The organism is Saccharothrix algeriensis, assembly GCF_016907655.1.
In the GTDB taxonomy this organism is placed as follows: domain Bacteria; phylum Actinomycetota; class Actinomycetes; order Mycobacteriales; family Pseudonocardiaceae; genus Actinosynnema; species Actinosynnema algeriense.
The window spans coordinates 6,622,835-6,646,875 of sequence record NZ_JAFBCL010000001.1; the positions used below are offsets into that span (position 1 = coordinate 6,622,835).

At 76.8% G+C, this 24,041-nt stretch carries 16 protein-coding genes; 5 read left to right on the forward strand and 11 right to left on the reverse strand.

The window, feature by feature from the left end:
* Positions 1 to 430: 430 nt before the first annotated feature.
* Both JOE68_RS29605 and JOE68_RS29610 read right to left on the reverse strand, forming a co-directional pair.
* Complete coding sequence (locus JOE68_RS29605; protein WP_239562396.1) at positions 431 to 2,731, reverse strand: molybdopterin-dependent oxidoreductase; 2,301 nt, start codon at positions 2,729 to 2,731, stop codon at positions 431 to 433.
* A gap of 472 nt (positions 2,732 to 3,203) precedes the next feature.
* Positions 3,204 to 3,647 (reverse strand): ATP-binding protein, encoded by a 444-nt coding sequence (locus JOE68_RS29610; protein WP_307819977.1) that lies wholly within the window; start codon positions 3,645 to 3,647, stop codon positions 3,204 to 3,206.
* A 289-nt stretch (positions 3,648 to 3,936) separates the two neighbouring features.
* Between JOE68_RS29610 and JOE68_RS29615 the strand changes: the two genes are divergently transcribed.
* The gene (locus JOE68_RS29615; protein ID WP_204845658.1) at positions 3,937 to 4,338 is read left to right on the forward strand and encodes an ATP-binding protein; all 402 of its coding nucleotides are present in this window, start codon (positions 3,937 to 3,939) and stop codon (positions 4,336 to 4,338) included.
* A 45-nt stretch (positions 4,339 to 4,383) separates the two neighbouring features.
* Here JOE68_RS29615 and JOE68_RS29620 read toward each other — a convergent pair whose 3' ends face one another.
* The 3 genes from JOE68_RS29620 to JOE68_RS29630 all read right to left on the reverse strand — a co-directional run bounded on the left by JOE68_RS29620 (position 4,384) and on the right by JOE68_RS29630 (position 9,703).
* Positions 4,384 to 4,701: an STAS domain-containing protein gene (locus JOE68_RS29620; protein ID WP_204845659.1), complete on the reverse strand. Its 318-nt coding sequence runs from the start codon at positions 4,699 to 4,701 to the stop codon at positions 4,384 to 4,386.
* Positions 4,698 to 8,789, reverse strand: coding sequence for a SpoIIE family protein phosphatase (locus JOE68_RS29625; protein WP_204845660.1), 4,092 nt, complete (start codon positions 8,787 to 8,789; stop codon positions 4,698 to 4,700). Before JOE68_RS29625 ends, JOE68_RS29620 begins: the two co-directional genes overlap by 4 nt.
* A gap of 149 nt (positions 8,790 to 8,938) precedes the next feature.
* Positions 8,939 to 9,703, reverse strand: a complete 765-nt coding sequence (locus tag JOE68_RS29630; RefSeq protein WP_204845661.1) for a GAF and ANTAR domain-containing protein — start codon at positions 9,701 to 9,703, stop codon at positions 8,939 to 8,941.
* A gap of 629 nt (positions 9,704 to 10,332) precedes the next feature.
* Between JOE68_RS29630 and JOE68_RS29635 the strand changes: the two genes are divergently transcribed.
* On the forward strand, positions 10,333 to 10,701 hold the full coding sequence (locus tag JOE68_RS29635; protein WP_204845662.1) for an STAS domain-containing protein: 369 nt from the start codon (positions 10,333 to 10,335) through the stop codon (positions 10,699 to 10,701).
* Positions 10,702 to 11,395: 694 nt separating this feature from the next.
* Here JOE68_RS29635 and JOE68_RS29640 read toward each other — a convergent pair.
* Positions 11,396 to 14,152: an AfsR/SARP family transcriptional regulator gene (locus tag JOE68_RS29640; protein ID WP_204845663.1), complete on the reverse strand. Its 2,757-nt coding sequence runs from the start codon at positions 14,150 to 14,152 to the stop codon at positions 11,396 to 11,398.
* A gap of 136 nt (positions 14,153 to 14,288) precedes the next feature.
* Here JOE68_RS29640 and JOE68_RS29645 point away from each other — a divergent pair, with 136 nt between their 5' ends.
* The gene (locus tag JOE68_RS29645; RefSeq protein ID WP_204845664.1) at positions 14,289 to 14,486 is read left to right on the forward strand and encodes a hypothetical protein; all 198 of its coding nucleotides are present in this window, start codon (positions 14,289 to 14,291) and stop codon (positions 14,484 to 14,486) included.
* A gap of 56 nt (positions 14,487 to 14,542) precedes the next feature.
* On the opposite strand, the gene JOE68_RS29650 is transcribed toward JOE68_RS29645, so the two are convergent.
* The 5 genes from JOE68_RS29650 to JOE68_RS29670 form a co-directional block, all read right to left on the reverse strand.
* Positions 14,543 to 16,630 (reverse strand): xanthine dehydrogenase family protein molybdopterin-binding subunit, encoded by a 2,088-nt coding sequence (locus tag JOE68_RS29650; RefSeq protein ID WP_204845665.1) that lies wholly within the window; start codon positions 16,628 to 16,630, stop codon positions 14,543 to 14,545.
* Entirely contained in the window at positions 16,627 to 17,616 is a 990-nt protein-coding gene (locus JOE68_RS29655; RefSeq protein WP_204845666.1) for an FAD binding domain-containing protein, read from the reverse strand. Before JOE68_RS29655 ends, JOE68_RS29650 begins: the two co-directional genes overlap by 4 nt.
* Positions 17,613 to 18,116: a 2Fe-2S iron-sulfur cluster-binding protein gene (locus tag JOE68_RS29660; protein WP_204845667.1), complete on the reverse strand. Its 504-nt coding sequence runs from the start codon at positions 18,114 to 18,116 to the stop codon at positions 17,613 to 17,615. Before JOE68_RS29660 ends, JOE68_RS29655 begins: the two co-directional genes overlap by 4 nt.
* A gap of 103 nt (positions 18,117 to 18,219) precedes the next feature.
* Positions 18,220 to 19,077, reverse strand: a complete 858-nt coding sequence (locus tag JOE68_RS29665) for an isocitrate lyase/PEP mutase family protein (protein ID WP_204845668.1) — start codon at positions 19,075 to 19,077, stop codon at positions 18,220 to 18,222.
* A 317-nt stretch (positions 19,078 to 19,394) separates the two neighbouring features.
* Positions 19,395 to 20,414 (reverse strand): NAD(P)/FAD-dependent oxidoreductase, encoded by a 1,020-nt coding sequence (locus JOE68_RS29670; RefSeq protein ID WP_239562397.1) that lies wholly within the window; start codon positions 20,412 to 20,414, stop codon positions 19,395 to 19,397.
* An 820-nt stretch (positions 20,415 to 21,234) separates the two neighbouring features.
* Here JOE68_RS29670 and JOE68_RS29675 point away from each other — a divergent pair.
* Both JOE68_RS29675 and JOE68_RS29680 read left to right on the forward strand, forming a co-directional pair.
* The gene (locus JOE68_RS29675; protein WP_204845670.1) at positions 21,235 to 22,425 is read left to right on the forward strand and encodes an isochorismate synthase; all 1,191 of its coding nucleotides are present in this window, start codon (positions 21,235 to 21,237) and stop codon (positions 22,423 to 22,425) included.
* Positions 22,422 to 24,041, forward strand: coding sequence for a (2,3-dihydroxybenzoyl)adenylate synthase (locus tag JOE68_RS29680; RefSeq protein ID WP_204845671.1), 1,620 nt, complete (start codon positions 22,422 to 22,424; stop codon positions 24,039 to 24,041). The genes JOE68_RS29675 and JOE68_RS29680 overlap by 4 nt, the downstream gene beginning before the upstream one ends.

Below are 24,041 nucleotides of genomic sequence, written 5' to 3' on the forward strand. Positions count from 1 at the left end.
AGGTCCGGGGGAGTCACGTCGTCGCCCGTCCGGCCGGGTTCGGTGGTCGTGGTGGTGGCGTTCGCACCCGGCAACCGCACCACACCGCCCGCGCCCGCCGAGCAGGTGGTGGTCGAGAGCTGCCGCCGGCGGCTGCGGTTCGACGCGGGTGGTGGCGCTGGGCCGGTCGTCCACCGGGACGCCGCTCGCCCTCGGGGCGCGGGACCGGGTGGTCGGCACCGCCGACCTCGGGACCGGGGGCGCGCCCGAGCACGCCGAGGCTCACGCGCGCGCCCCGGTGCTCCCGCCGAAGGCGCGCACCGCCGATCCGCCGCGCGCGGCGGCGCCCGACCCGGTGGCCTCCTCCCCGGAGTCGTTCTCGCCCGACCGGGCGGGTGGGCCGGTCGCCGCGCAGCGGGCCGGGGGCGCGGCGCGTCGGCCGCGGTGGACGTCAGCCGGGCGGCACGAGGTCCGGCGGCGTGAAGGCGAGCACGTCGGGGAGGGGGCCGTCGTAGGGCTCGACCTCGACCAGCGCGCTGAGGGCGCTCGGTCCTTGGGACAGCCGCGAGCACGGCCGGTCCGCCGTGAGGGCGTTCGGGTTGCCGTGGCGGTCCAGCGTTCCGCTCAGACCCGGCTGGACCGGGTCCCACCACGCTCCCGTGGACAGCTGCACGACGCCCGGCATGACGTCGTCGGAGAGGACCGCGCCCGCGAGGCAGCTGCCCCGGTCGTTGTGGACGCGCACGACCATGCCGCTCCCGATGCCGCGCGCCGCGGCGTCCGACGGGTTGATCGTCACGGGCTCACGGCCGCGGATCTTCGTACCGAGGCTGTGGCCGCCGTTGTCGTACTGGCTGTGCAGGCGCGCGGCGGGCTGGTTCGAGATCAGGTGCAGCGGGAACCGGTCCGCGAGCCCGGCGCGGAGCCACTCCGCCGGTTCGAACCACTTGGGGTGCCCGGCGCAGTCGTCGTAGCCGAACGAGTCGATCTCCGCGGAGAAGACCTCGATCCGGCCCGACGGCGTGGGCAGGGGGAAGCGCCGCGGGTCCGAGCGGAGGGCCTCGAAGCTGCCCGGGAACGGCCCGGTCGACGCCGGCAGCTCGGCGGTGGAGGCCCGCCAGAAGTCGTCGAAGCCCGGCAGGGCGGCGTCGCCGAGCTGCGCCCTCGTCCGCTCGTAGAGGTGCCGGACCCAGTCGGCCTCGGAGCGCGACTCCGTGAACTCCCGCTCGAACCCGAGCCGGGCGGCCAGGGCGGCGAAGACGCGGTGGTCGGTGCGCGACTCGCCCGCCGGCTCGCGGACCTTCGGCATCGCGAGGAGGTGGGGGTCGGCGAACCCGGCGGCGAAGTCGTCGCGCTCCAGGCCGGTGGCGACGGGCAGGACGATGTCCGCGAACTTGGCCGTGGTGTTCCACCAGGCTTCGTGCACCACCACCGTGTCGGGGACCTGCCAGGCGCGGGCCAACCGGTGGAGGTCCTGGTGGTGGTGGAACGGGTTGCCCCCGCACCAGTAGATCAGGCGGAGCTCGGGCAGCGTGAGGCGCCTGCCGTCGTAGTCGATGACCTCACCGGGGTGCAGCAGGGCGTCGGCGATCCTCGCGACGGGGATGAACCCCGGGACGGGGTTGGGGACCTCGGGGATCGTCGCCACGGAGGGGCGGCCCCGGGCGACGCCCGTCGCGTCCATCGTCGCGTGGCCCGCGCCCCAGCCGCAGCCGGGCCGGCCCATCGAACCCGCCATGGCGGCCAGCACGACGGACATCCAGATCGGCTGTTCGCCGTGGTCCGCCCGCTGCACCGCGTAGTTGACCGTGATGAGGGAGCGGTGGGTGGTGAGGCGGCGGGCGAGGTCGGTGATCGCGTCGCGACCGGCGCCGGTGATCCCCGCCGCCCAGGCGGCGTCCTTCGGGGTGCCGTCGAGCTCGCCGACCAGGTAGGCGGCGAAGCGGTCGAACCCGACGCAGCACCGGCGCAGGAAGTCCTCGTCGTGCCACCCGTTGACCAGCATCGTGTGCGCGACGCCGAGCATCGCCGCGGTGTCGGTGTTGGGGACGAGGGGCAGCCACTCGGCGTCGAGGAAGCCGGCGGTGTCGCTGCGGAGGGGGCTGATGTTCACGAACCGCACCCCGGCCTCGCGGCACCGGCGTTGCAGGTCCCGCGTCCGGTGCCTGGCCAGCCCGCCGGGGTTGACCCGGCTGTTCTTCAGCGCCAGCCCCCCGAACGCCACCACGAGCTCGCAGTTCTCGGCCACCTCGTCCCACAGCGGCATCCGGGTCTGGTAGCTCCACGGGTGGCCGCCGATCACGTGGGGGAGGATGACCTCCAGGGCCGCGGTGCTGTAGGTGTTGCGGGAGTCGGTGTACCCCCCGCCCAGCGCCAGGAACCGGTGGAGCTGCCCCTGCGCGTGGTGGAACCTGCCCGCGCTCGCCCAGCCGTAGGACCCGCCGAACACCGCGCCGTCCCCGTGCTGCGAGCGAACCCGGCGGAGTTCGTCGCTCACCAGCGTGATCGCGCGGTCCCAGCTCACCTCCACGAAGGCGTCCGAGCCCCTGGCCGCGCCGCGGGCGCGCGGCTCGCCGTTCAGCCAGCCCCTGCGCACCGCGGGGCGCAACACGCGAGCGCTGTCGTCGGCGGCCACCACCATCCCGGGGCCGATGGGCGACGGAGCGGGGTCATCGCGCCTAGGTTCGATCCGCACCAACCGGCCGGAGTCGACCACGGCGGTGAAACTGCCCCAGTGCGTCGCGACCGACATGCGTCGTTCCACCGTGCATCAACTCCACCTCTGCGGTTTCCTCGTTCTCGGACAACGGTTCTTGCGTTGCGGGAGTGATGTGCCACAAGGGGAGGCCGTCGCTCACGCCGTCCGGTTCGCGGGAAGGGGTCGGTGTCCGGCCACGGGAGCGGGGGAGTCCCGCGCGGGGTGGCACCCACGGTAGCCCCGACCGGGGCGAGGGTGAAGACGACGCCGAACGGCGAGGGGGTTCGTGCGGGGGTCGGGGTCGTCGGTGCGGGCGGTTCCGGCGGTGTCGCCCCGGCCGGCGTCGGTGCGGTCCAGGGGTTCCGCGTTCGCGGCGCAGGGTCGACGCTGCGCGGATCGCCGCCGTGCAGGCCGGGGCGCGCGAGGGCGGTGGCGCCGACTACCCGCGCTTCCGCGCTCACCGCGGCACGAGCAGGCACGGCGCCCTACCGGGGCTTCGTCCCCGCGTGCCGCCGGGCGGCGTCGGTCAGGCGGGCTGCCGGGCGTGGTCGGGGGGCGTGCAGGCGAGCTGGGCCCACACCGTCTTGCCGTCGGGGCAGCGGTCCACGCCCCACCGCCTGCTCAACCGGTCCACGATGATCATTCCGCGGCCCCGGTTGACGCCGAGGCGGGACCGGCCCAGGACCGGCTGCTCGGGGGAGGCGTCGTCGACCTCGATGCGCACCGAGCACGGCCCGGCCGGGCGCAGCAGCCGGACGCGGCGGGGCGCGCTGCCGTGGTCGTAGGCGTTGCTGACCAGCTCGGTGACCACCAGCATGCAGTCGTCGAGGTCGTCCTCGCCGAGGTCGGCCAGGGCGTCGCCGGCCCAGCGGCGCACCGAGCCGAGCGACGGGACGCCCTCGGCCAGCGGCAGGGTCAGGGGTTCGGGCTCCGCCCGCCGGTCGTCGGTGTCCACGCGCCTCGCAACCACTTCGCTGACGACACCTCGTCCACTTCGCTGAAGGCACCTCGCCGGCGGGGGGACCGCGGTGCGGCCGGGTCCGTGCCCGGGCCGCGACCACCATAGGTGACGAGGCGGGCGGGCGGGAAGTCGGCGGCCCGGCGGGCACTGTCCGCTGATCGATCCTCACCGCTCGTGGCCGGCCGCCGCGCCGCGACGGCCGGGTCCGTGGCGGAGGGGATTCGGACACCACCGGATGGGGTATTCATCCGACGGCGTGCGAGGGCGCGCCGTACGCCCGGTCACGTTGGGGGGTGGCATGAACATCGGTACCCGCACTCCGGACAGTGAGTTCGACTTCACGCCGGAGCAGGCGCCGCCGCTGGCGCGGGTGCGCGAGTGGGTGCGCGACCGGTTGCGCGCACTGCACCCGGACCTGGTCGGCGACACCGAGCTGGTGGTCACCGAGCTGACCACCAACGCCATCGAGCACACCAGCGGCCTGCTGGCCGTGCGCCTGGAGCTGCTGCCCGGTGACCAGGGGCTGCGGGTGGAGATCGACGACGCGAGCCCGCACACCTCGCCCCTCGTCGGCCGCTCGACCCTGGGGACCTGGCGCGGCCGGGGGCTGGTGATGGTCGAGCACGTCTGCGCGTCCTGGGGGGTGCGCCGCCACAGCGACCACAAGACCGTCTGGGCCCGCCTGCCGGTGGCGGCCTGACCCCGGCGGTCCGACGCTGCCGCGGTCCGGCGCCGCCGGGAGCGGTCAGCCGTCGGCCCGGTCGTCCTCCACCACCTCCACGGCGGTGAGCCCGGCCAGGCCCGAGATGGTGAGCACGGACACCAGCAGGGGCCGCGTGCGGATCCGGATGTCGTCCGCGTGGGCGAACAGCACGGCCAGCGCCCCGCTGTCGAGGTAGGCGACCGCGGCCAGGTCGACGGTGAGCGGCGCGCCGCGGGTCAGGCCGTCGGCGATCGCCGCGGCGAAGGCCCCGCTGTTGGTCAGGTCGATCTCGCCCGCGACGACGAGCACCTCGGCGCCGTCGGCCCCCCGGGCGGCGGTGAGGGAGAGCGGGGTGGTCATCGGGTGATCCTCGCGTGCATCTCGACGGTGGTGCCGGCGGAACCGGTCAGGACGGTCACGTCGTGCATCAGGGCGCGGATCAGCTCCAGGCCGCGCCCGCGGTGCGGTGCGGCGCCGGGCTCCGGCTCGCGCCACTGCCCGCTGTCGGCGACCACCAGCGCGACCCGGTCCGCCAGGGCGGTCGCCCGCAGGCTGACGCGGGCGCCGGGCGAGCGGCGGTGGCCGTGCTCGACGGCGTTGGCGCACGCCTCCCCGGCGGCGATCAGGACGTCGAGCGCCTGCTGGGCGGTCAGGTCGCAGCGGTCGAGCCAGCGGCGCAGGGCGTGCCGCACCGGGGCCAGTTCGGCCGCCTCGGCGGGGAAGTCGACCTCCAGCGGCGCGGGGTGGCGGTAGACCAGCAGGGCGACGTCGTCCTCGTACCCGGAGCCGGGCGCCAGCCCGGTCATGATCCGGGTGGCCAGCTCCTCCACCGGCACGTGCCGGCCCGCCCGCACGGCGGCGACGGCCTGGTCGATGCCCGCGTCCAGCGACCGCCGGCGGCGCTCGACCAGGCCGTCGGTGTAGAGCAGGAGCGTGGCGCGGGCGGGCACCGCGGTGCTCGCCTCCGGGCGCGGCAGGTCGGGCCGCACGGCCAGCGGCAGCGACCGGCCCTCGTCCAGCAGCCGCGCCGCGCCGTCGGGGTGCACCAGGACGCCCGGCGGGTGGCCCGCGCCGGAGTACACCAGGTCGCCGGTCGCCGGGTCCAGGACGGCGCAGAACACCGTCGTGCACAGCGCGCCGGGCAGCGTGGCGGCGAACCGGTCCAGCGCGCTGAGCGCGCCCGCCGGGCTGCGGTCCTGCAGCAGCAGCGCCCGGCAGGCGCTGCGCAGCTGGCCCATCACGGTGGCCGCCTCCAGGCCGTGCCCCACGCAGTCGCCGACGACGATGGCGATCCGGCCGTCGGGCAGCGGGAACGTGTCGTACCAGTCGCCGCCGACCTTCAGCGGCCGGGTGGCCGGCTCGTAGCGCACGGCGAAGCCGGCCGGCAGGTTCGACGGGCCCAGGATCGCGCGCTGCAGGGCGAGCGCGGTCTCGCGCTGCTGGTCGATCTGGTGGCTGCGGTGCAGGCTCTGGCCGAGGTGCCCGGCCAGCAGCGCCAGCAGCGTCTGGTCCTCGGTGGAGAACGGGCGCTGCTCGCCCAGGTCGACCCAGATCACCAGCACGCCGCGCGGGTGCTCCAGGGCGATGCCCGCGCAGCCCGGCCGGGGCACCACCGGGGTCAGCAGCCCGCCCGCGCGCACCTCGCCGATGGCCTCGCGCACCTCCGCCGGCAGGTCGGCCCACCGCGCCCGGCCCTCCGCGCAGACCAGGTCCGCGTCGCCGACCCGGTCGAACGTCACCCCGAGCACCCGGCGCGCGCTCCACAGCGACCGCAGCTCCTCCAGCGCGCCCCGCAGCGCGTGCGCGGTGTTCTCCGCGCCGGCCAGCCGCAGGTTCAGCGCCGCCAGCGCGGAGCTGCGCTGCACGGCGTAGTGCTCGGCGGTGACGTCGCGGAAGGTGCCCACGATCACCTGCCGGCCGCTGGAGGGGTCCGCGACGCGGGTGAAGGTCGCCGCCACCCACAGCCGGTGGCCGTCCCGGTGGGTGACCGGGACCGCCTCGCTGCCCCCGCCCCGGCCCAGCAGCCGGCTGAAGGCGCCGCCGGCCAGGGCGTCGACGTCGGTGTCCTCGTCGGGCCACCACGGTTGCCGCGGCGGGTAGGGCAGGCCCTCCGGGCCGTAGCCGAGGATGTCGGTGAACGCGGCGTTGATCTCCACCACGGTGCCGTCCTCCTCGCAGACGAAGAAGCCCTCCTGCAACGAGTCGATCAGCGCGGCGCGCCACGCGGCGTGGTGGTTGCGCAGCCGGGACAGCTCCACGTTGGCCCGCACGCGGGCCAGCAGCTCGGCCGCCGGGAACGGTTTGACCAGGTAGTCGTCGGCCCCGGCCTCCAGGCCCTCGACGGCGGCCTCCTGCCCGGCGCGGGCCGACAGCAGCAGCACCGGCACCCCGGCGGTGCGCGGGTCGGCGCGCAGCGCGGCGACCAGCCCGAGCCCGTCCAGGCGGGGCATCATCACGTCGCTGACGACCATGTCGGGCGGCTGCGCGCGGACCGCTTCCAGCGCGGCCTGCCCGTCGGCCACGGCGGTCACCCGGTAGGCGGGCGACAGCAGCCGCAGGAGGTACTCGCGCATGTCGGCGTTGTCGTCGGCGACCAGCACCCGGGCCGGCTCGCGCGCCCGCTCGCGCGCCGGGTCCGGCGCGGGCGGCGACTCCTGCGCGCCGGGCAGCCAGCGCAGCGCCTCCTGCACGAACGGCTCGGCCGCGGTGGGGACGAAGCCCGAGCCGTCGGCCTCCACCACCGAGTCGGCGGGCAGGTGGGCGTGGCCGAAGGGCACCCGGATGGTGAACGCGGTGCCCTCGCCGGGGGTGCTCTCGGCGGTGATCGTGCCGCCGTGCAGGCCGACCAGCTCGCGCACCAGCGCCAGGCCGATGCCGCTGCCCTCGTCGGAGCGGGCGCGGGCGGTGTCGATGCGGTGGAAGCGCTCGAACAGGCGCGGCATCTCCTGCTCGGGCACGCCGATGCCGGTGTCGGACACGGTGACGACCGCGTGCCCGGCCGCGGGCCGCACGGTGACGCCGATCGTGCCGTCGAAGGTGAACTTCAGGGCGTTGCTCAGCAGGTTGAGCACGACCTTCTCCCACATGCCGCGGTCGACGTGGACCGGCGCGGGCAGCGGGGCGCAGTCCACCTCGAAGGCCAGCCCGGCGCGCTCGACCGCCGAGCGGAACAGCCCGGCCAGCTCGGCGGTGAGCGCGGCGAGGTCCACCGGCTCGTAGCGGGCCTGCATCCGGCCGGCCTCGATGCGGGAGAAGTCCAGCAGCGCGTTGACCAGCTTGCCCAGGCGCAGGGCGTTGCGGTGCACGACCTCCAGCTCCTCGCGCGCCCGCGGGTCGTCCTGGCCGAGCCGGTCGCGCAGCTCCTGCACCGGGCCCATGATCAGGGTCAGCGGCGTGCGGAACTCGTGGCTGATGTTGGAGAAGAACGCGGTTTTGGCCCGGTCCAGCTCGGCCAGCTCCTCGGCGCGGTGCTGCTGCGCCTCGTACGCCTGGGCGGCGTTGACCAGGTCGGCGGTCTGCCGGGCCACCAGCCCGAGGAACGACTCGTAGCCCTCGTCCAGCGCCCGCCCGGCGCTCGCGGCCAGCACGATGACGCCCACGGGCTCGCCGCCGGTCTCCCCGGGCAGCGGCAGCACCACCGCCTCCGCGGGCGGGGTCCGCCAGCCGCCGGTGGGCAGCTCGCCGAACCGCTCGACCACGTCGCGCAGCACCACGCCCTCGCCGGTGCGCAGCACCTCGTCCAGCCGCCACGCGGCCCGGTCGCCGGCGGCGGGCGCCGGGGTGCCGGCCACCAGGGTCGTCCCCTCGGAACCCGGCCGGCGCAGGTGGATCGCCGCGAACGGCACGACCGAGCCCGCCCGGTCCAGCGCCTGCACCACCAGCTCGCACGCCTCGACGACCGTGCGCGCGTTGCCCGCCTGCGCCCCGAGGTCGTGCAGCACCGACAGCCGCCGCTCGCCGATCACCCGCTCGGTGGTGTCGCTCACCGCGGTGAACACGCCGCGCACGACGCCGTCGTCGTCGTGCAGGGGGCTGTAGGAGTAGGTCCAGTAGGTCTCCTCCCAGTACCCGTGGCGGTCCATGGGCAGCAGCAGGTCCTCCGACCAGGTCGCCTCGCCGGAGGCCATCACCGAGCGCAGCATCGGGCCGATGGTGTGCCAGATCTCGGTCCACACCCGGTCGCCGGGCTTGCCCAGCGCCGGGTGCTTGGAACCCAGCAGCGGCAGGTAGGCGTCGTTGTAGAGGAACCTCAGCCGCTCGCCCCACCACACGATCATGGGGAACCGCGAGGTCAGGCAGATCCGCACGGCGGTGCGCAGGGCGGCGGGCCACGTGCCGGGGTCGCCCATGCCGACGTCCGCCCACGGGTGCCCGCGCATCCGCCGGGCCATCTCGCTGCCGCCCGGGAAGACCAGGTCCACCGGGGCGGGACGTCCCGCAGCGCTCATGCTCCCGCCTTTCTCGCACCGGCCGCCGGGTCCCGCGGCTCCCGGCGCTCGGCCGGCGGAACGATACAGCAACCCGCCGTGCGCGGCCGTTCTCCGCGCGTGGGCGCGCCCGCTGCGCCGTGCCCGCCGTGCCCGCTGCGCCGTGCCCGCTACGCGGAGCGGTCGTCCGCTCCGATGTGGTGCTTGCGCAGCGCCGCGTCGAGGTCGCCCTGCTCGTGCGCGGCCACCAGGTCCGCGGCGATGTCGCGCAGCTTGCGGTTGCTGTGCTGGGAGGCGCGGCGCAGCAGGTCGAAGCCACCGCTGGTGTCACACCCGAAGCGGTGCATCAGCAGGCCCTGGGCCACCCCGATGGCGTGCCGCGTGCCCAGGGCCGTGGTCAGGTTCTGCACCATGCGCCGGCCGTCGAGGAAGACCTCGGCGTTGTCCAGCGCGATGCCCGCGTGCAGGGTGACCAGCAGGACGATGTCGTAGGCGTGCTCGTCGAACCGGTGCGGCGTGCGCGACAGCAGCGTCAGCGCGGCGGAGTGCGAGCGCTCGGTGGGCACCGGCAGCGTCAGGCAGCTGCGGTAGTCCCGCAGCGCGAGCCGGGAGGCGAACAGCGGCCACCGGCGGTCGACGCGGGTGTCCTCCAGCCGGCGCGGCTCCCGGTACCGCAGGACCTCCGCGATGGGCCCGGCGCCCTCCGGGCTGGTGTCGGCCGGGTTCACCGGCGGCGCCCCGCTGGCCGCGACCACCTCGACGCCCTCGCCCCGGCCGACCGAGATCCAGGCGACGTCGCAGCCCGACACCGCGTGGACCACGCGGTCGACGAACCGGTGCGCGGTCGCCTCGTAGTCCTCGTCCTCGATCAACCGGGACATCTCGGCCAGCTCGCCCGCCAAGGACAGGACGGCGTCGGTCGAGTCGTGTGTCATCGGTGCACCCCTGGGAAACGCGGTTCACCCGGCGCGCCGGGACTCCGCGGGGAAGCCGGGCGACGGGGAGCGGACATCGCGGGATGCTTCGCTGCTGAACACCCGTCGGCCGTGGACAATAACCTACGGCCGCGCCGCCGCCGCCCGCGCTCGCCGGCGAGTCGCTCCCCGCGCCGGGGCGGGCGCGGCTCGCGGTGCTCCGACCGGAGGCGCGCCCGCTGCCCCGCACGGCCGCCGCCCCGGCCCGATCGCCGCCGCGCGGCCGTCCTCCCGCGCCGGCGCCGCCGGTCGCGTCCGCCGCCTTGTCCTGCCGGTACCGCACGGCGGTCCGGTCGCGGACCAGCGCGTCGGTTCCCCGTCACCCCAACCCCACCGGCGGCGACACACCCCGCAACCGCGTACCCGCGCGTGGGTTTCCCGTCGTGGCAAGACCCCGCCCCGACGGCGGGTGCGGGTCCTCGGCCGGAGGCGTGTGTTCGACCACAGCGCCGGAAGCGCTGCCGCGCAAGGGGTTGCCGCGCGCCGCGGGACCCGTCCGGCGCCGCGGCGGCGCGGCGGGCCGGTTGCGCGCCGACTCGCCGGCGCAAGATCACTATGCCCGGGGGCGGGTCACCGACGATGATGTACCCGTGAACGCAGCCGAATCGCCCCAGCCGGAGCTGACCAGCGACACCCATGGCGACACGACGGTCGTCCGGGTCGTCGGAGAGATCGACATGTCCAACAGCGACGAGTTGCGCGAGCGGTGCGCCGACCTGCTCGACAGCGGTGTGGCGGCCCTGGTGCTGGACCTGTCCGAGGTGACGTTCTTCGCCTCCTCCGGGATCGCCGCGCTCGGCCACGTCCGCGTGCACAACGCCTCGCTCGGCCGGCGGCCGGTGCACGTGGTCGCGAGCCGCAGTGTCCGCCGGTCGCTGGAGGTCACCGCGATGGACGGCCTGCTGCCGCTGCACGAGTCGCTGGACGAGGCGCTGCGCGCGGTCCGGGCCGGCGCCTGACCGCCCCGCCGGGTGGGCGGCCCGGCCGCGGCCGGTGTCGGCGGGACGCGCCGGCCGCCCCAGGGTGTGTCCACTGTGGACTGACGGGCCGGTGGGCCCGGACCGGCCGGGCGTCGGTGCGCCCGGCCGGCGCGGGGATCGCGGCGGCGTGACGCCGGGGCGGTGGGAGGGCGACCGGCCCGGCGTGTCCCGGTGGCCGCGGGCGGGGCCGGAGCCCGGTCGGGAGCGCTCCCCGGCGGACCGCCCCGCGGTCACGCCCCGGTAGTCGGGTGGTGGGGTCGGGTGGTTCCCGCGGATCGCGCGAGAGCGGCGAACCTCCGCCGATCGAGTGGGAACCAGCCTCGACGAGTGAACGACCTCTGGTGGGGCGCGGGTGCGCGCTCGGCGTCGCCACGACCGGAGGGGCGCCCGTGACCGCGTTGCCCGCGCGGACCGGCGGCCCCGCCACCGGTCACCCGACAGGGGGAAACCGGGCCCGGAGCCGGCCCGGCGTCCCGGTCGCCCGGGCCGGCCGCTGCTAGAAAGCGAGCGGCAGTCGCCTCCCCGGGCGCGGACGAGGAGGGGGGCGGCGTTGCTCATTACAGTGAATATCACTATTACTTCAGTGTTGACTGAAGTCAGTCTTCACGGCCCACCGCCCGGCCGAGCAGTCCGCGGAACGGAGCCTCGACCACCACCGGGGCCGGCGCCGTGATCACGTGGCGTCGCCCGCACCGCCTGCCGGTCGGTCGGTCCGGGCCAGTTCGGCGAGCGCCCTGGCCAGGCCCTCGCGGGCGCGGGACTCCTCGGCGGGGAAATCGGCGGCCCGCGCGGCCTCCACGGCCGCGCGGTGGTGGGGCAGGGCGGCGGCGGGCCCGTCCGCGAGGTGCACGCTGCCCGCCATGTCGACCAGCGCGGCCACGTGGATCGTGCGCAGCGTGCCCCGGCCGGACAGCTCGACCGCCCTGCGGTGGTACCGCTGCGCGGCCGGCTGGTCGCCGAGCACCCGCGCCAGGATCCCGGCGTTGCTCAGCGCCACGGCGCCCAGCCCGGGGTCCCCCAGCTCCTCGGCCACCGCGCGCGCCTGCCGCAGGCAGTCCCGGGCCTCGGCGTACCGGCCGGCGGTGGTGTAGCCCTCGCCGAGGTTGACCAGCGAGATGCCCTCGCTGTGCCGGAAACTGGCCCGGCGCGCCACGGCCAGCGCGCGTTCGTGCAGCCGCACCGCCGCCTCGCGGTCCGCGCCGGCCAGCGAGATGCCGATCAGCGTGCACGCCGTGTGCTCCAGCGCCGCGTCGCCGGTCGCCTCCGCTCGGGCGAGGGCCCGGTCGTACAGCTCGGTCGCCTCGGCCGCGCGGCCGAGGCGGCTGTAGGTGGCGCCGAGGTTGGCCTGCACGAAGCCGTCGGCCGGGTCGGCGGCTTCGTGCAGGGTGAGCGCGGCGTGGAACTGCGAGGTGGCGTCGAGGTAGCGGGCCAGCGCGCGGGACAGGTGGGTGGCGTGGCGCGGGCCGCAGCGCGCGGCGGCGGCGAGGATCGAGGGTTGTTCGGCCGTCAGCCAGCGCTGCGCCTCGCGGAAGTCGGCGAACTCCGGCGGCGGGCCGGCGGGCGCGGGCACGGGTGGGCGGCGGTGGGCCTCGCCGGGGGTGAACAGGGCCGCCGCGAGCGACGCGCCGAGGCAGTAGTGGTCGAACAGCCGGTCCAGCTCCGCGGTGGCGTCGCCGGCCAGTTCGCCGGCGTGCAGGCGGACCAGGTCGTGCATCCGGTAGCGGCCGGGCACGTGCTGGTGGACCAGGTGGACCTCTTCCAGCTCCCGCAGGGCGCGGCGGGCGTGGGCGGCGGTGCAGCCAGCCAGCGCGGCCGCGCCGAGGACGCCGATGTCGGGTCCGGGCGCCAGGCCGAGCAGCGCGAACAGCCGCGCCGTGGCGGGCCGCAGCCGCCGCGTGGACGCGTCGAACACCGCGCGCAGGGTGGTGGACAGCTCGCCGGTGTCGAGCGCGTCGAGCCGGGCCGACGCGTCGCGCACCTCCGCGGCCAGGGCCGCGAGCGGGATGTCGGGCCGGGCCTTGGCGCGCGCGGCGAGGACGCCGAGCGCGAGCGGCAGCCCGGCGCAGTGCCGCCGCAGCTCGCGGGTGGCGTCGGGGTCGGCGTCGGCGGCGGGGCCGAGGTGGCGGGCGAGCAGTTCGGCCGCCTGGTCGTCGTCCAGGGCGTCGACCGGCACGGGTGTGGCGGCGTGGGTGGCGATCAGGCCGGTCAGCCGGTGCCTGCTGGTCACCAGCACGGCGCCGGAGGCGCCGCCGGGCAGCAGGGGGGTGACGTGCGCGGCGTCGCGGGCGTTGTCCAGGACCACCAGCAGCCGCCGGTCGGCGGTCAGCTCCCGGTACAGCGCGGTCTGCGCGTCGGGCGCGGCCGGCACGGCCTGCGGTGCGACGCCCAGCGCGGTGAGGAACCCGCGCGTGACGGCGTCGGTGGCCGCCGGTTCGTCCACCGGGTCGAAGCCGCGCAGGTCGGCGTGCAGGCGGCCGTCGGGGAAGTCGGCGCGGTGGTCGTCGGCCCAGCGCAGCGCCAGCCAGGTCTTGCCGTGCCCGCCCGCGCCGGTGAGCACGGCGATGCGGGTGTGGTCGGCCGGGGCGAGCGCGGCGTCCAGGGCGCGCAGCTCGTCCCGACGCCCGCTGAACGACGGTGGCGGGGGCGGCACCTGCTGGGGGACCCGGACGGGCCCGGGGTCGGGCCTGGGTTCGGGGTCGGGCGCGGCGCCCTCGGTGAGGATGCGCTGGTGCAGGCGGCGCAGCCGGGGGCCGGGTTCGGCGCCGAGGTGCTCGACGAGCGCGGCGCGGGTGGCGGCGTAGTGGCGCAGGGCGTCGCCGGACCGGCCGCTGCGGTGCAGGGCCAGCACGAGCTGGCCGGCGAGCCGCTCGTCCAGCGGGTCGGCGGCTGCCCGCACCGGCAGTTCGGCCAGCAGCCGGTGGTGGTGGCCCAGGTCGAGGGCGAGGTCGATGCGGTCGGCGTCGGCGGCGGTGCGCTCCGCGGCGAGCGCGTGGCGGGCCGAGTCGGCCCACGGCGTGTCGACGCCGGCGAGCGCTTCGCCGCCCCACAGGGCCAGCGCGTCCTCCAGCAGGGCCAGCGCCCGTTCGCCGGTGTGCCGCCGCGCCTGCCCGACCAGCCGTCGGAAGCGGTGGAGGTCCACCGCGTCGTCGTCGGCGAGCAGCGCGTACCCGCCGTGCCGGGAGGTGATCCGCGCCCCGGTGCCGGCCAGGGCGCCGCGCAGCCGGGACAGGTAGGTGCGCAGCACCGAGGCGGTGCGCAGCGGCGGGTGCTCGCCCCACACCCGCTCGACCAGCCGTTCGGTGGGCACGACGCGGTTGAGGTCCACGGCGAGGGCGGCGAACGCGCAGCGCCGGCGGGCGTGCCCCAGGTCCAGCTGCCGCCCGTCGAACGCCGCCCCCACCCCGTCGAGCACCCGCAGCTCCAAGCCCACCCGCCCTTGATACCGGTGTTGAGCAGCGGGTTCAACGTTCATTCCGCTCCTGCGCGGCGCGCGGCGGCGACGCTGGTCCCGGCGGTGGGCCCGATCAGGGGGTGTTCCACCGCCGGCACACCGGAAGGGGACCACCGTGCACCACGAGACCGCGTACGCCATCGTCGAGCAGTTCCGCCGCGAGGCCGAGCGGGCCGCCGCCGAAGCCCGCTTGGCCACTGAAGCCCGCTTGGCCGCCGGAGCCCGATTGGCGGCTGAAGCCCGCTTGGCCGCCGGAGCCCGATTGGCGGCTGAAGCCCGCTTGGCCGCCGGAGCCGGCCCGCCCGACCGCTGATGAGCCCGACCGCCGGCGAGCCGGTGACCGGCCCCCGCCCGGTGGGCGGGGGCCGGTCACCGCAGGAAGTGGTCCAGGGTCAGCGGGAGGTCTCGGACGCGGACGCCGGTGGCGTGGTGGGCCGCGTTGGCGATCGCGGCGGCGGTGCCGACGATGCCGATCTCGCCGACGCCCTTGGTGCCCATGGGGTTGGTGTGCGGGTCGTGCTCGTCCACCCAGTGCGCCTCGACGTGCGGGACGTCGCTGTTGGTGGCGATGTGGTACTCGGCGAGGTCGTGGTTGACGACGTGCCCGAAGCGCTCGTCGAGCAGGCTGTGCTCGTGCAGCGCCATGGACAGGCCCATGGTCATGCCGCCGACGAGCTGCGAGCGGGCCAGGCGCGGGTTGACCACGCGGCCGACGGCGAACACGCCCAGCAGGCGCGGCACCCGCACCTCGCCGGTGTCGGCGCTGATCCGGACCTCGGCGAACTGGGCGCCGAAGGCGTGCATCGCGAGGTCGGCGGTGGTCGGGGGGTCGGGCATCCCGGCGCCGGCCTCGTCGCCCGCGGCGGGGTGGTCGCCGAACCGCGCGCGGAAGGCGCGGGCGGCGGCCACCACGGTCGAGCCCCACGAGGTGATGCCCGAGGAGCCGCCCGCCACCGACGCCGCGGGCAGCGCGGTGTCGCCGATGCGCAGGTCGACGTCGGCGAAGTCCGCGCCCAGCGCGTCGGCGGCGATCTGGGCCAGCGCCGTCCAGGTGCCGGTGCCCAGGTCGGCCGCGCCGATCTCGACCCGGTAGCGGCCCGGCGCGGTGCACCGGACGGTGGCCGCCGAGCCCGGCGACCGGTTGACGGGGTAGGTGGAGGCCGCCACCCCGGTGCCCACCAGCCAGCCGTCCTCCTCGCGCGCGCCGGGGGTCGGGTCGCGGTCCCACCAGCCGAAGCGGCGGGCGCCCTCGCGCAGGCACGCCACCAGGTTCCGGGTGGAGAACGGCCTGCCCGACTCCGGTTCGACGTCGGGTTCGTTGCGCAGGCGGAACTCCACCGGGTCCAGGCCCAAGGCGGCGGCCAGCTCGTCCACCGCGACCTCCGGCCCGAACATGCCGGGGCACTCGCCGGGCGCGCGCATCCACGCGGGCACGGGGACGTCGAGCCGGGCCAGCCGGTGCGTGGTGCGGCGGTGCGGCGCGGCGTACATGGTGCGGCTGGGCACGGCGGTCTGCTCGGCGAACTCCTTGAGCCGGGAGGTCTGGGCGACCGCGTCGACCGCGAGGGCGGTCAGCCGGCCGTCGGCGGCGCAGCCCAGGCGCACCCGCTGGATCGTCGGCGTCCGGTAGCCGACCAGGGAGAACATCTGCTGCCGGGTCAGGGCCAGCTTCACCGGTGTGCCGGGCAGCGCGCGGGCGGCCATCGCGGCGAGGATGGCGTGGACGTGGGCGGTGCCCTTGGAGCCGAAGCCGCCGCCGACGTGCGGGGAGATCACGCGCACCCGGTCCGGTGGCAGGCCGAGCGTCGTGGCCACGGATTCGCGGGTGGTGTGCACGCCCTGCGTGGACTCGTAGAGCACCAGCCCGTCGTCGTCCGACCACACCGCCGTGGTGGTGTGCGGTTCCATCGGGTTGTTGTTGTACCAGGCGGTGCTGTAGGTGCGGTCCAGCGTCGTGGCCGCCTCGGCGAACGCCCGGTCGAAGTCGCCCTTCGCGGTGTCGGTGTCGGACCCGCCGTTGACCTGCTCCGGCGCGTACAGGTCGGGGCGGTCGGCGGACAGGCGCACGTCGTGGGGCAGCGGGTCGACCGCGACGCGCACCAGGGCCGCGGCGTGGCGGGCGGTCTCGGGCGTGCGGGCCACGACCAGGGCCACCACCTGCCCGCGGAAGGACACCTCGTGCGACTGCAGGGCGGCCAGCTCCGGGTCCTCGTCGGAGGTCAGGCGCGGCGCGTTGTCGGGGGTCAGCGCGGTCAGCACCCCGTCCAGCGCGGTCGCCGCCCCGGTGTCGACCTCCCGCACCCGGCCGCGCGCCACCTCGGCCTGCACCAGCCAGGCGTAGGCGGGGTCGGTCACCGGCTGGTCGCCCGCGTACGGCGCGGCGCCGCGGACCTTGGCCGGCCCGTCGACCCGGCGCGGCGACCGGCCCAGCTCGCGGGTCCGCAGCGGTTCGGTCATCGGTCCTCCCGGCTCAGCGCGCGCAGCGCGGACACCACCGCGTTGCGCGCCAGCGGCACCTTGAAGGCGTTGCCCGGCAGTGGTTCGGCGTCGGCGAGCTCGGCCTCGGCGGCGTGCCGGAACGCCTCCTCGGTCGCGGGGCCGCCGCGCAGCGCGTCCTCGGCCAGCCGCGCCCGCCACGGCTTGTGCGCCACGCCGCCGAGCGCGACGCGCACGTCGCGCACCACGCCGTCGGCGACCCGCAGCACCGCCGCGACCGACACCAGGGCGAAGGAGAACGAGGCCCGGTCGCGCACCTTCCGGTACAGCGACCGCGTGCCGGCGGGCAGCGGCGGCAGGTCCACGGCGGTGATCAGCTCGGCGGGCGACAGCACGGTGTCGCGGTGCGGCTCGCCGCCGGGCAGCCGGTGCAGCCCGGTCAGCGGGAGGGTGCGCGGGCCGTCCGGGCCCAGCACCCGCACCTCGGCGTCCAGCGCGGCCATCGCCACCGCCATGTCCGACGGGTGGGTGGCGACGCAGTGGTCCGACGCGCCCAGGATGGCGTGGTTGCGGGTGTGGCCGCCCAGCGCGGAGCACCCGGCGCCCGGGTCCCGCTTGTTGCACGGCGTGGACAGGTCCTGGAAGTACGGGCACCGGGTGCGCTGCAGCAGGTTGCCGCCGGTGGTGGCGAGGGTGCGCAGCTGCCCGGACGCGCCCGACAGCAGCGCCCGCGCCAGCACCGGGTAGTCGCTCCGGACCGCCGGGTGGGCGGCCAGGTCGCTGTTGCGCACCGTCGCGCCGATCCGCAGCCCGCCGCCGGGCAGGGCCTCCACCTCGTCCAGCGGCAGGCGGCTGACGTCGACCAGCGCCCGCGGCGCGGCCACGCCCAGCTTCATCCGGTCGACCAGGTTGGTGCCGCCCGCCAGGAACACCGCGCCCTCCCGGTCCCGCACGGCGGTGACGGCGTCCCGGGCGTCGGTGGCCCGCCGGTAGTCGAACGGGATCACCGCGCACCGTCCCGCACCGCGGCCACGATGTTGACGTAGGCGCCGCACCGGCACAGGTTGCCGCTCATCCGCTCGCGGATCTCCGCGTCGGACAGCTCGACCGGGCCGGTGAGGTCGGGTGTGACGTGGCTGGGGTGCCCGGCGCGCGCCTCGGCCAGCGCGCCGACCGCCGAGCACACCTGGCCCGGCGTGCAGAACCCGCACTGGAACGCGTCGTGCTCCAGGAACGCCTCCTGCACCGGGTGCGGCTCGCCGCCGGCGGCGAGCCCGTCGGCCGTGGTGACGGTCGCGCCGTCGTGCGCCACGGCCAGGGCCAGGCAGGTCACCGCCCGCCGGCCGTCCAGCAGGACCGTGCAGGAACCGCACTGGCCGTGGTCGCAGCCCTTCTTGGGCGAGGTCACGCCCAGCCGCTCGCGCAGCGCGTCCAGCAGCGTCGTCCGGTTGTCCACCCGCAGCCGCCGGGCGCGCCCGTCCACCTCGAGTTCGATCTCACCGTCCACGGCAGGCTCCTCCACTCGGCACCCCCCGAGGCTTCCCGCGCAGCGGTGGCCCAACCACCCGCGCCAGTCCCGCGCGGTCTTCCCGGGCACGGCGGCGCGGGGATCAGTCGTGCGCGGGCACGGCGCCGCCGCGCGGCGCGGGCACGTCCAGGTTGTGCCGCAGCAGCGACTGCGAGTCGGCCACGCCGATCGAGTCCTCGGGCAGGCGGCCGTCGGCCTCGCGCAGGCGGGTCAGGGCGTCGTCCACGGCCCGGTGGGCGGCGAACAGGCACGGCGTGCTGTAGATCGCCACGTCCACGCCCAGCCCGGCCAGCTCGCCCAGCGACAGCGCGGGGGAGCGCCCGCCCGCGATCTGGTTGAACACCAGCGGCGTGGGCGCGGCCGCCGCGGCCACCCGGCGCAGCAGCGCGGTCGACGGGATGCCGTCCACCAGCACGGCGTCGGCGTCGGTGCGGGCGAACGCGGCGGCGCGCTCGACCATCTCGGCGGGGTCCGTGGCGTCGGTGCGGGCCACCACGAACAGGTCGGCGCGGGCGTCCAGGACCGCGTCGAGCTTGGCCAGGTACTCCGCCACCGGCAGGACCTGCTTGCCCGCCACGTGCCCGCAGCGGCGCGGGCGGCGCTGGTCCTCCAGCACCACGCCGGACGCGCCCACCTGCTCCAGGGCGCGCACCACGTGCCGGGCGACCTCGACGTCGACGTAGCCGTCGTCGATGTCGACCAGCAGGTGGTGGCGCGGGAAGGCCAGCCGCAGCCGCTGCACGAAGGACACCACGTCCGGCCAGGCGACGAACCCGATGTCGGGCAGGCCGTACCGGGAGGCGGCCAGGCCCAGGCCGGAGACGAACAGCGCGTCGTAGTGCCGGGCGGCGATCGTGGCCGACAGCATGTCGAAGACCCCGATCACCGGCGTCGTCCCGGTGGTCCCGACGGCCTCGCGCAGGGCGTTCCCGTGTGCCATGCGGCGAACCTGCCACCGGCGCCGCGCCCGGTCGAGATATCGGAAGGATGATCTTCGCCCACGACCGGGTCGACCGCTGCGACCCGCGCCGGCCGGTCCGCCCGGCGCCCCCGCCCGCCACCGGCAACCCCCGGTGCCCGTCCACCGGGGTGCCCCGCCCACCCGGCGGCTCACCCGGCGCTCCGCCCACCCGGCGGCTCACCCCGGTCCGGTGGCGCCCGCCGACCGCACCCGCGCCCTCCGGTGGGCGCGGTCACCGACCGGTGGGGGTCCCGCGCCACCGGTCGGCGCGGGACGCAGCCGCCCGCCGCTCCGGGTCACAGCCCGTGGCGGCGGTTGCCCATCACCAGTTCGCACAGCCGGGACTCCGCCGCGGCCGAGAACGGGTTGCGGTAGGCCGCGACCGCCCGGAGCGTGTCCTCCTCCACGAGGTCCGCGTTGATCCGCGCGGCGGCGGTGGCGCCGGCCGCCGCGGCGGCGCCCACCTGCGCGGCCGGGTCGGTGACGTTGCCGGCGACCCACACGCCGGGCACGCCGGTGCGGCCGGTCGGGTCGGCGGGGACGTGCTCGCCCAGGCCCGACGGGTGCTCGGCCACCGGCAGCCCGAGCGCCGCCAGGAAGCCTGCGCGCGCCTCCACCCGCGGCGCGACCGCCAGCGCCTCGCGGGCGACCGCGGAGCCGTCGGCCAGCCGCAGCCCGACCAGGCGGTCCCGCTCGACCACCAGGGAGGTCACCTCGCCCTCGACCACGGCGATGCCGCGGGCGGCCAGCCGCTCGGCCTGCTCGCCGGTCGGCGCGGGCGCGGTGTGCGCGAACAGGGTGACGTCGTCGCTCCACTGGCGGAACAGCAGCGCCTGGTGCACCGCCATCGGCCCGTCGGCCAGCACGCCGATGGCCCGGTCGCGGACCTCCCAGCCGTGGCAGTACGGGCAGTGCAGCACGTCGCGGCCCCACCGGGCGCGCAGCCCCGGCACGTCGGGCAGCCGGTCCACCAGGCCGGTGGTCACCAGCAGCCGGCGCGCGCGGACCGACCGCCCGTCGGCCAGCGCCACGGCGAACCCGTCGCCCTCGCGCGCCACGGCGGACACCTCGCCGGCCACCAGCCGGCCGCCGTAGCCGCGGACCTCCTCCCGGCCGCGCGCCAGCAGCTCGGCCGGCGACACCCCCTCGCGCGCCAGCAGCCCGTGCACGCCGGTGGCCGGGGCGTTGCGCGGCGCGCCCGCGTCGACCACCACCACCGACCGGCGGGCGCGGGCCAGCATCAACGCCCCGCTCAACCCCGCGGCCCCGCCGCCGACCACCACGACGTCGCACCCGTCGTCCAGCTGATCTGTCATGACGACCACCTCCGCGACCACCATGCGAGTGCGAGGCCGGTCTTGGCAACGCCATTTGCCGGAATGGCAAATCCTCGCCGGGCGCCCCGCCTGCCGCCGCTCCCGGCGGCCGAGCGGCCGCGCGGTCGACAGGTGCGGTCTCCCGTGCGAAGGGTGCGTCTTTCCGGGGTGAGCACGAAGTCGTTCGGTTGACACCCCTCGCACCGGCCTATTTAGATAGGCTTACCTAAGTCGAGGGTGGGGTCATGCGGGTGGGGGATACCGGAATCGTGGGCCGGGTCGCGGTGCGTCACGCCGCGCCGGCCGGCTCCACCGACGCGGGCCTCTGCGCGGGCCCCGCCGCACACCTCGGCTCTGATGCCACCGCGCACCCCGCCACCGCGCACCCCGCCACCGCGCACCCCGCCACCGCGCACCCCGCCACCGCGCACCCCGCCACCGCGCGGCGTCCGCCCCGCGGCGCTCGCGCGGGAGTCGGCCACACCCGAGCGGACCGCGCGGGAGCCGGTCGAGCGGGAGTCGGCCACACCGGGTCCGGCGGCCCGGCGGCGACCCGTTCCCCCCGCACCGCCCTCCCGGACCGCCCCGGCGACGTGCCCGCGGCTCCGGGCCGGCGGCGCGGTGTCGTGCGAGCCCTGCTCGCGGACGGGAGCGCGATGCCGCGCGCGTGATCTTCGCGACGCAATCGTGCCTTCCCGGCATGGTCAAATTAGGTTAGCCTTACCAAATATGAGAGCCCGCGCCCGGCGGTAGGACAGCCGCCGGGCGTGCACTCGCGCGGCCTAGACCGCTCTTCCTTGCCACGAAAGGGGATCACGCCGTGCTTCCACCTGCTCTGGCGCGACCGCGGCCCGTGCACCGGGCAGCGGACCTGCTGGCCGCCTACCTGCCGGGGTCGTTCTACTACTCCTCGGCGCGCGGCTCGCTGCTCGCCGACGGCGTGCACGCGACCGTGGGCGACCGGCACGGCAGCCGGGCGCTGGACGCGGCCGAAGCGCTGGACGCCGCCACCGGCGTGGCGGACCCGGTGGTCGTCGGCGCGATCGGCTTCCGCCCGGACGCCGAGGCGAGCCTCGTCGTGCCCGCCGTGGTGCGCCGCGCGGGGGCGCCGACCGCCGCCGCCGGGGCGCCCGCGCCGTTCGCCCGCGCCTGGGACGTCGCACCGCGCCCCGAACCCGACTCCTACGCCGACGCCGTGCGCCGGGCCCTGGACCTGATCGGCGACGGCGCCCTGAGCAAGGTCGTGCTGGCCCGCTGCCTGGACCTGACCGCCGACGCGCCGGTCCCGGTGCCGGCCCTGCTGGCCCGCCTGGTGCACGCCGACCCGGCCGCGCACGCCTTCGCCGTCGACGTCAGCGCGCCCGGCGACCCGGCCTCGCGCACGCTGGTCGGCGCGAGCCCCGAGCTGCTGGTCTCCCGCCGCGGCGACACCGTGGTCGCCAACCCGCTGGCCGGCTCCCTGCCGCGGGTGGCCGACGAGGCCGAGAACCGCCGCCGCGTGGCCGCGCTGCTGGCCTCGGAGAAGGACCGCGCCGAGCACGCCCACGTCTCCGCGCAGGTCGCCGAGGTCCTCGGCCGGTTCTGCGCCGAGCTGGACGCCCCCGCCGAGCCGGTCGTGATCGGCACCCCCACCATGTGGCACCTGTCCACCCGGATCACCGGCCGGCTGGCCGACCCGGCCGACCCCGGCTCGTCCGCCCTCGCGCTGGCCGAGGCCCTGCACCCGACCCCGGCGGTGTGCGGGGTGCCCGTCGGCCGCGCCCGCGACGCCATCGCGGCCCTGGAACCGGTCGACCGCGGCTACTACGCCGGCCTGGTCGGCTGGACCGACGCGCGCGGCGACGGCGAGTGGGTCGTCACCATCCGCAGCGCCGAGGTCTGCGACCGGACCGTGCGGCTGTTCGCCGGCGCCGGCATCGTCCTGGGCTCGGACCCGGCGGCCGAGCTGGCCGAGACCAGCGCCAAGTTCCGCACGCTGCTGCGAGCCCTGGACCTGGAGGGCGCCGCGTGAGCGACCACGTGCCCTTCCCGCCCGACTTCGCCGCCCGCTACCGCGCGGCCGGCCACTGGCGCGGGCAGACCTTCGGCGCGCTGCTGACCTCGCTGGCCGCCGCCCACGCCGGGCGCACGGCCGTGGTGGGCGAGGGCGCGCGGTGGACCTACGCCGAGCTGGACGACCGCGCCCACCGCATCGCCGCCGGGCTCGCCGGGTCCGGCGTGCGGCCCGGCGACCGGGTCGTGGTGCAGCTGCCCAACGTGCCGGAGTTCGTCCCCGCCGTGTTCGGGCTGTGGCGCGCGGGCGCGCTGCCGGTGTTCGCGCTGCCCGCCCACCGCGACAGCGAGCTGCGGCACTTCGCCGCGCAGAGCGAGGCCGTCGCGATCCTCACCGTCGACCACCACGAGCGCCACGACCACGCCGGCACGGCGCGCGCCGTCGCGGACGACGTGTCCTCGGTGCGCGAGGTGCTGGTGGTCGGCTCGCCCGAGTGGGCCGACCTGGTGGCCACCGCGCCGCGCGAGCTGCCCGACCCCGACCCGGGGGGCGTGGCGTTCCTCCAGCTCTCCGGCGGCAGCACCGGCCTGCCCAAGCTGATCCCGCGCACCCACGACGACTACCTCTACAGCGTCCGGGAGAGCGCCCGCATCTGCGCCCTGCGCCCGGACAGCGTCTACCTGGCCGCGCTGCCCGCCGCGCACAACTACCCGCTCAGCTCGCCCGGCGTGCTCGGCGCGCTGCACGCGGGCGCGAAGACCGTCCTGGCGCCCCGGCCCGACGCGGACACCGCCTTCCGGCTCATCGAGCAGGAGGGCGTCACGATCAGCGGCGTCGTGCCGCCCCTGGCCGCCGCCTGGGTGCAGGCCGCCGCGCGCACCACCCGCGACCTGTCCACCCTGGAGGTCCTGCTGGTGGGCGGCGCGAAGTGCGGGCGGGAGCTGGCCGAGCGCATCGGGCCCGCCCTGGGCTGCCGGCTGCAGCAGGTCTTCGGCATGGCCGAGGGCCTGGTCTGCTACACCCGCCTGGACGACCCGGACGAGGTCGTGCTGGGCACGCAGGGCCGCCCGATCTCCCCCGACGACGAGATCCGCGTGGTCGACCCGGTCGACCCGGCCTCCGGCTCCGACGCCGAGGTGCCGCCCGGCGAGGTCGGCGCGCTGCTCACCCGCGGCCCGTACACCATCCGCGGCTACTACCGGGCCGAGGAGCACAACCGGGTCGCCTTCACCCCCGACGGCTTCTACCGCACCGGCGACCTGGTGCGGCGGACCCCGACCGGGCACCTGGAGGTCGTCGGCCGCGCCAAGGAGCAGATCAACCGGGGCGGGGAGAAGGTGGCCGCCGAAGAGGTGGAGAACCACCTGATGGCCCACCCCGACGTGCTCGACGCGGCCGTCGTCGCCGTGCCCGACCAGTACCTCGGCGAGCGCACGTGCGCCTACGTCGTGCCCGCCGAAGGCGCCGCACCCACCCCGGCGCAGCTGCGCCGCTTCGTCCGCGACCGCGGCGTGGCGGCGTTCAAGGTGCCCGACCTGGTGCAGGTGGTCGCCGAGTTCCCGGTGACCGGCGTCGGCAAGACCAGCAAACGCGAACTGCGGGCCGCCCTGGCGGCGCTCGCCGAGAGGGGATGA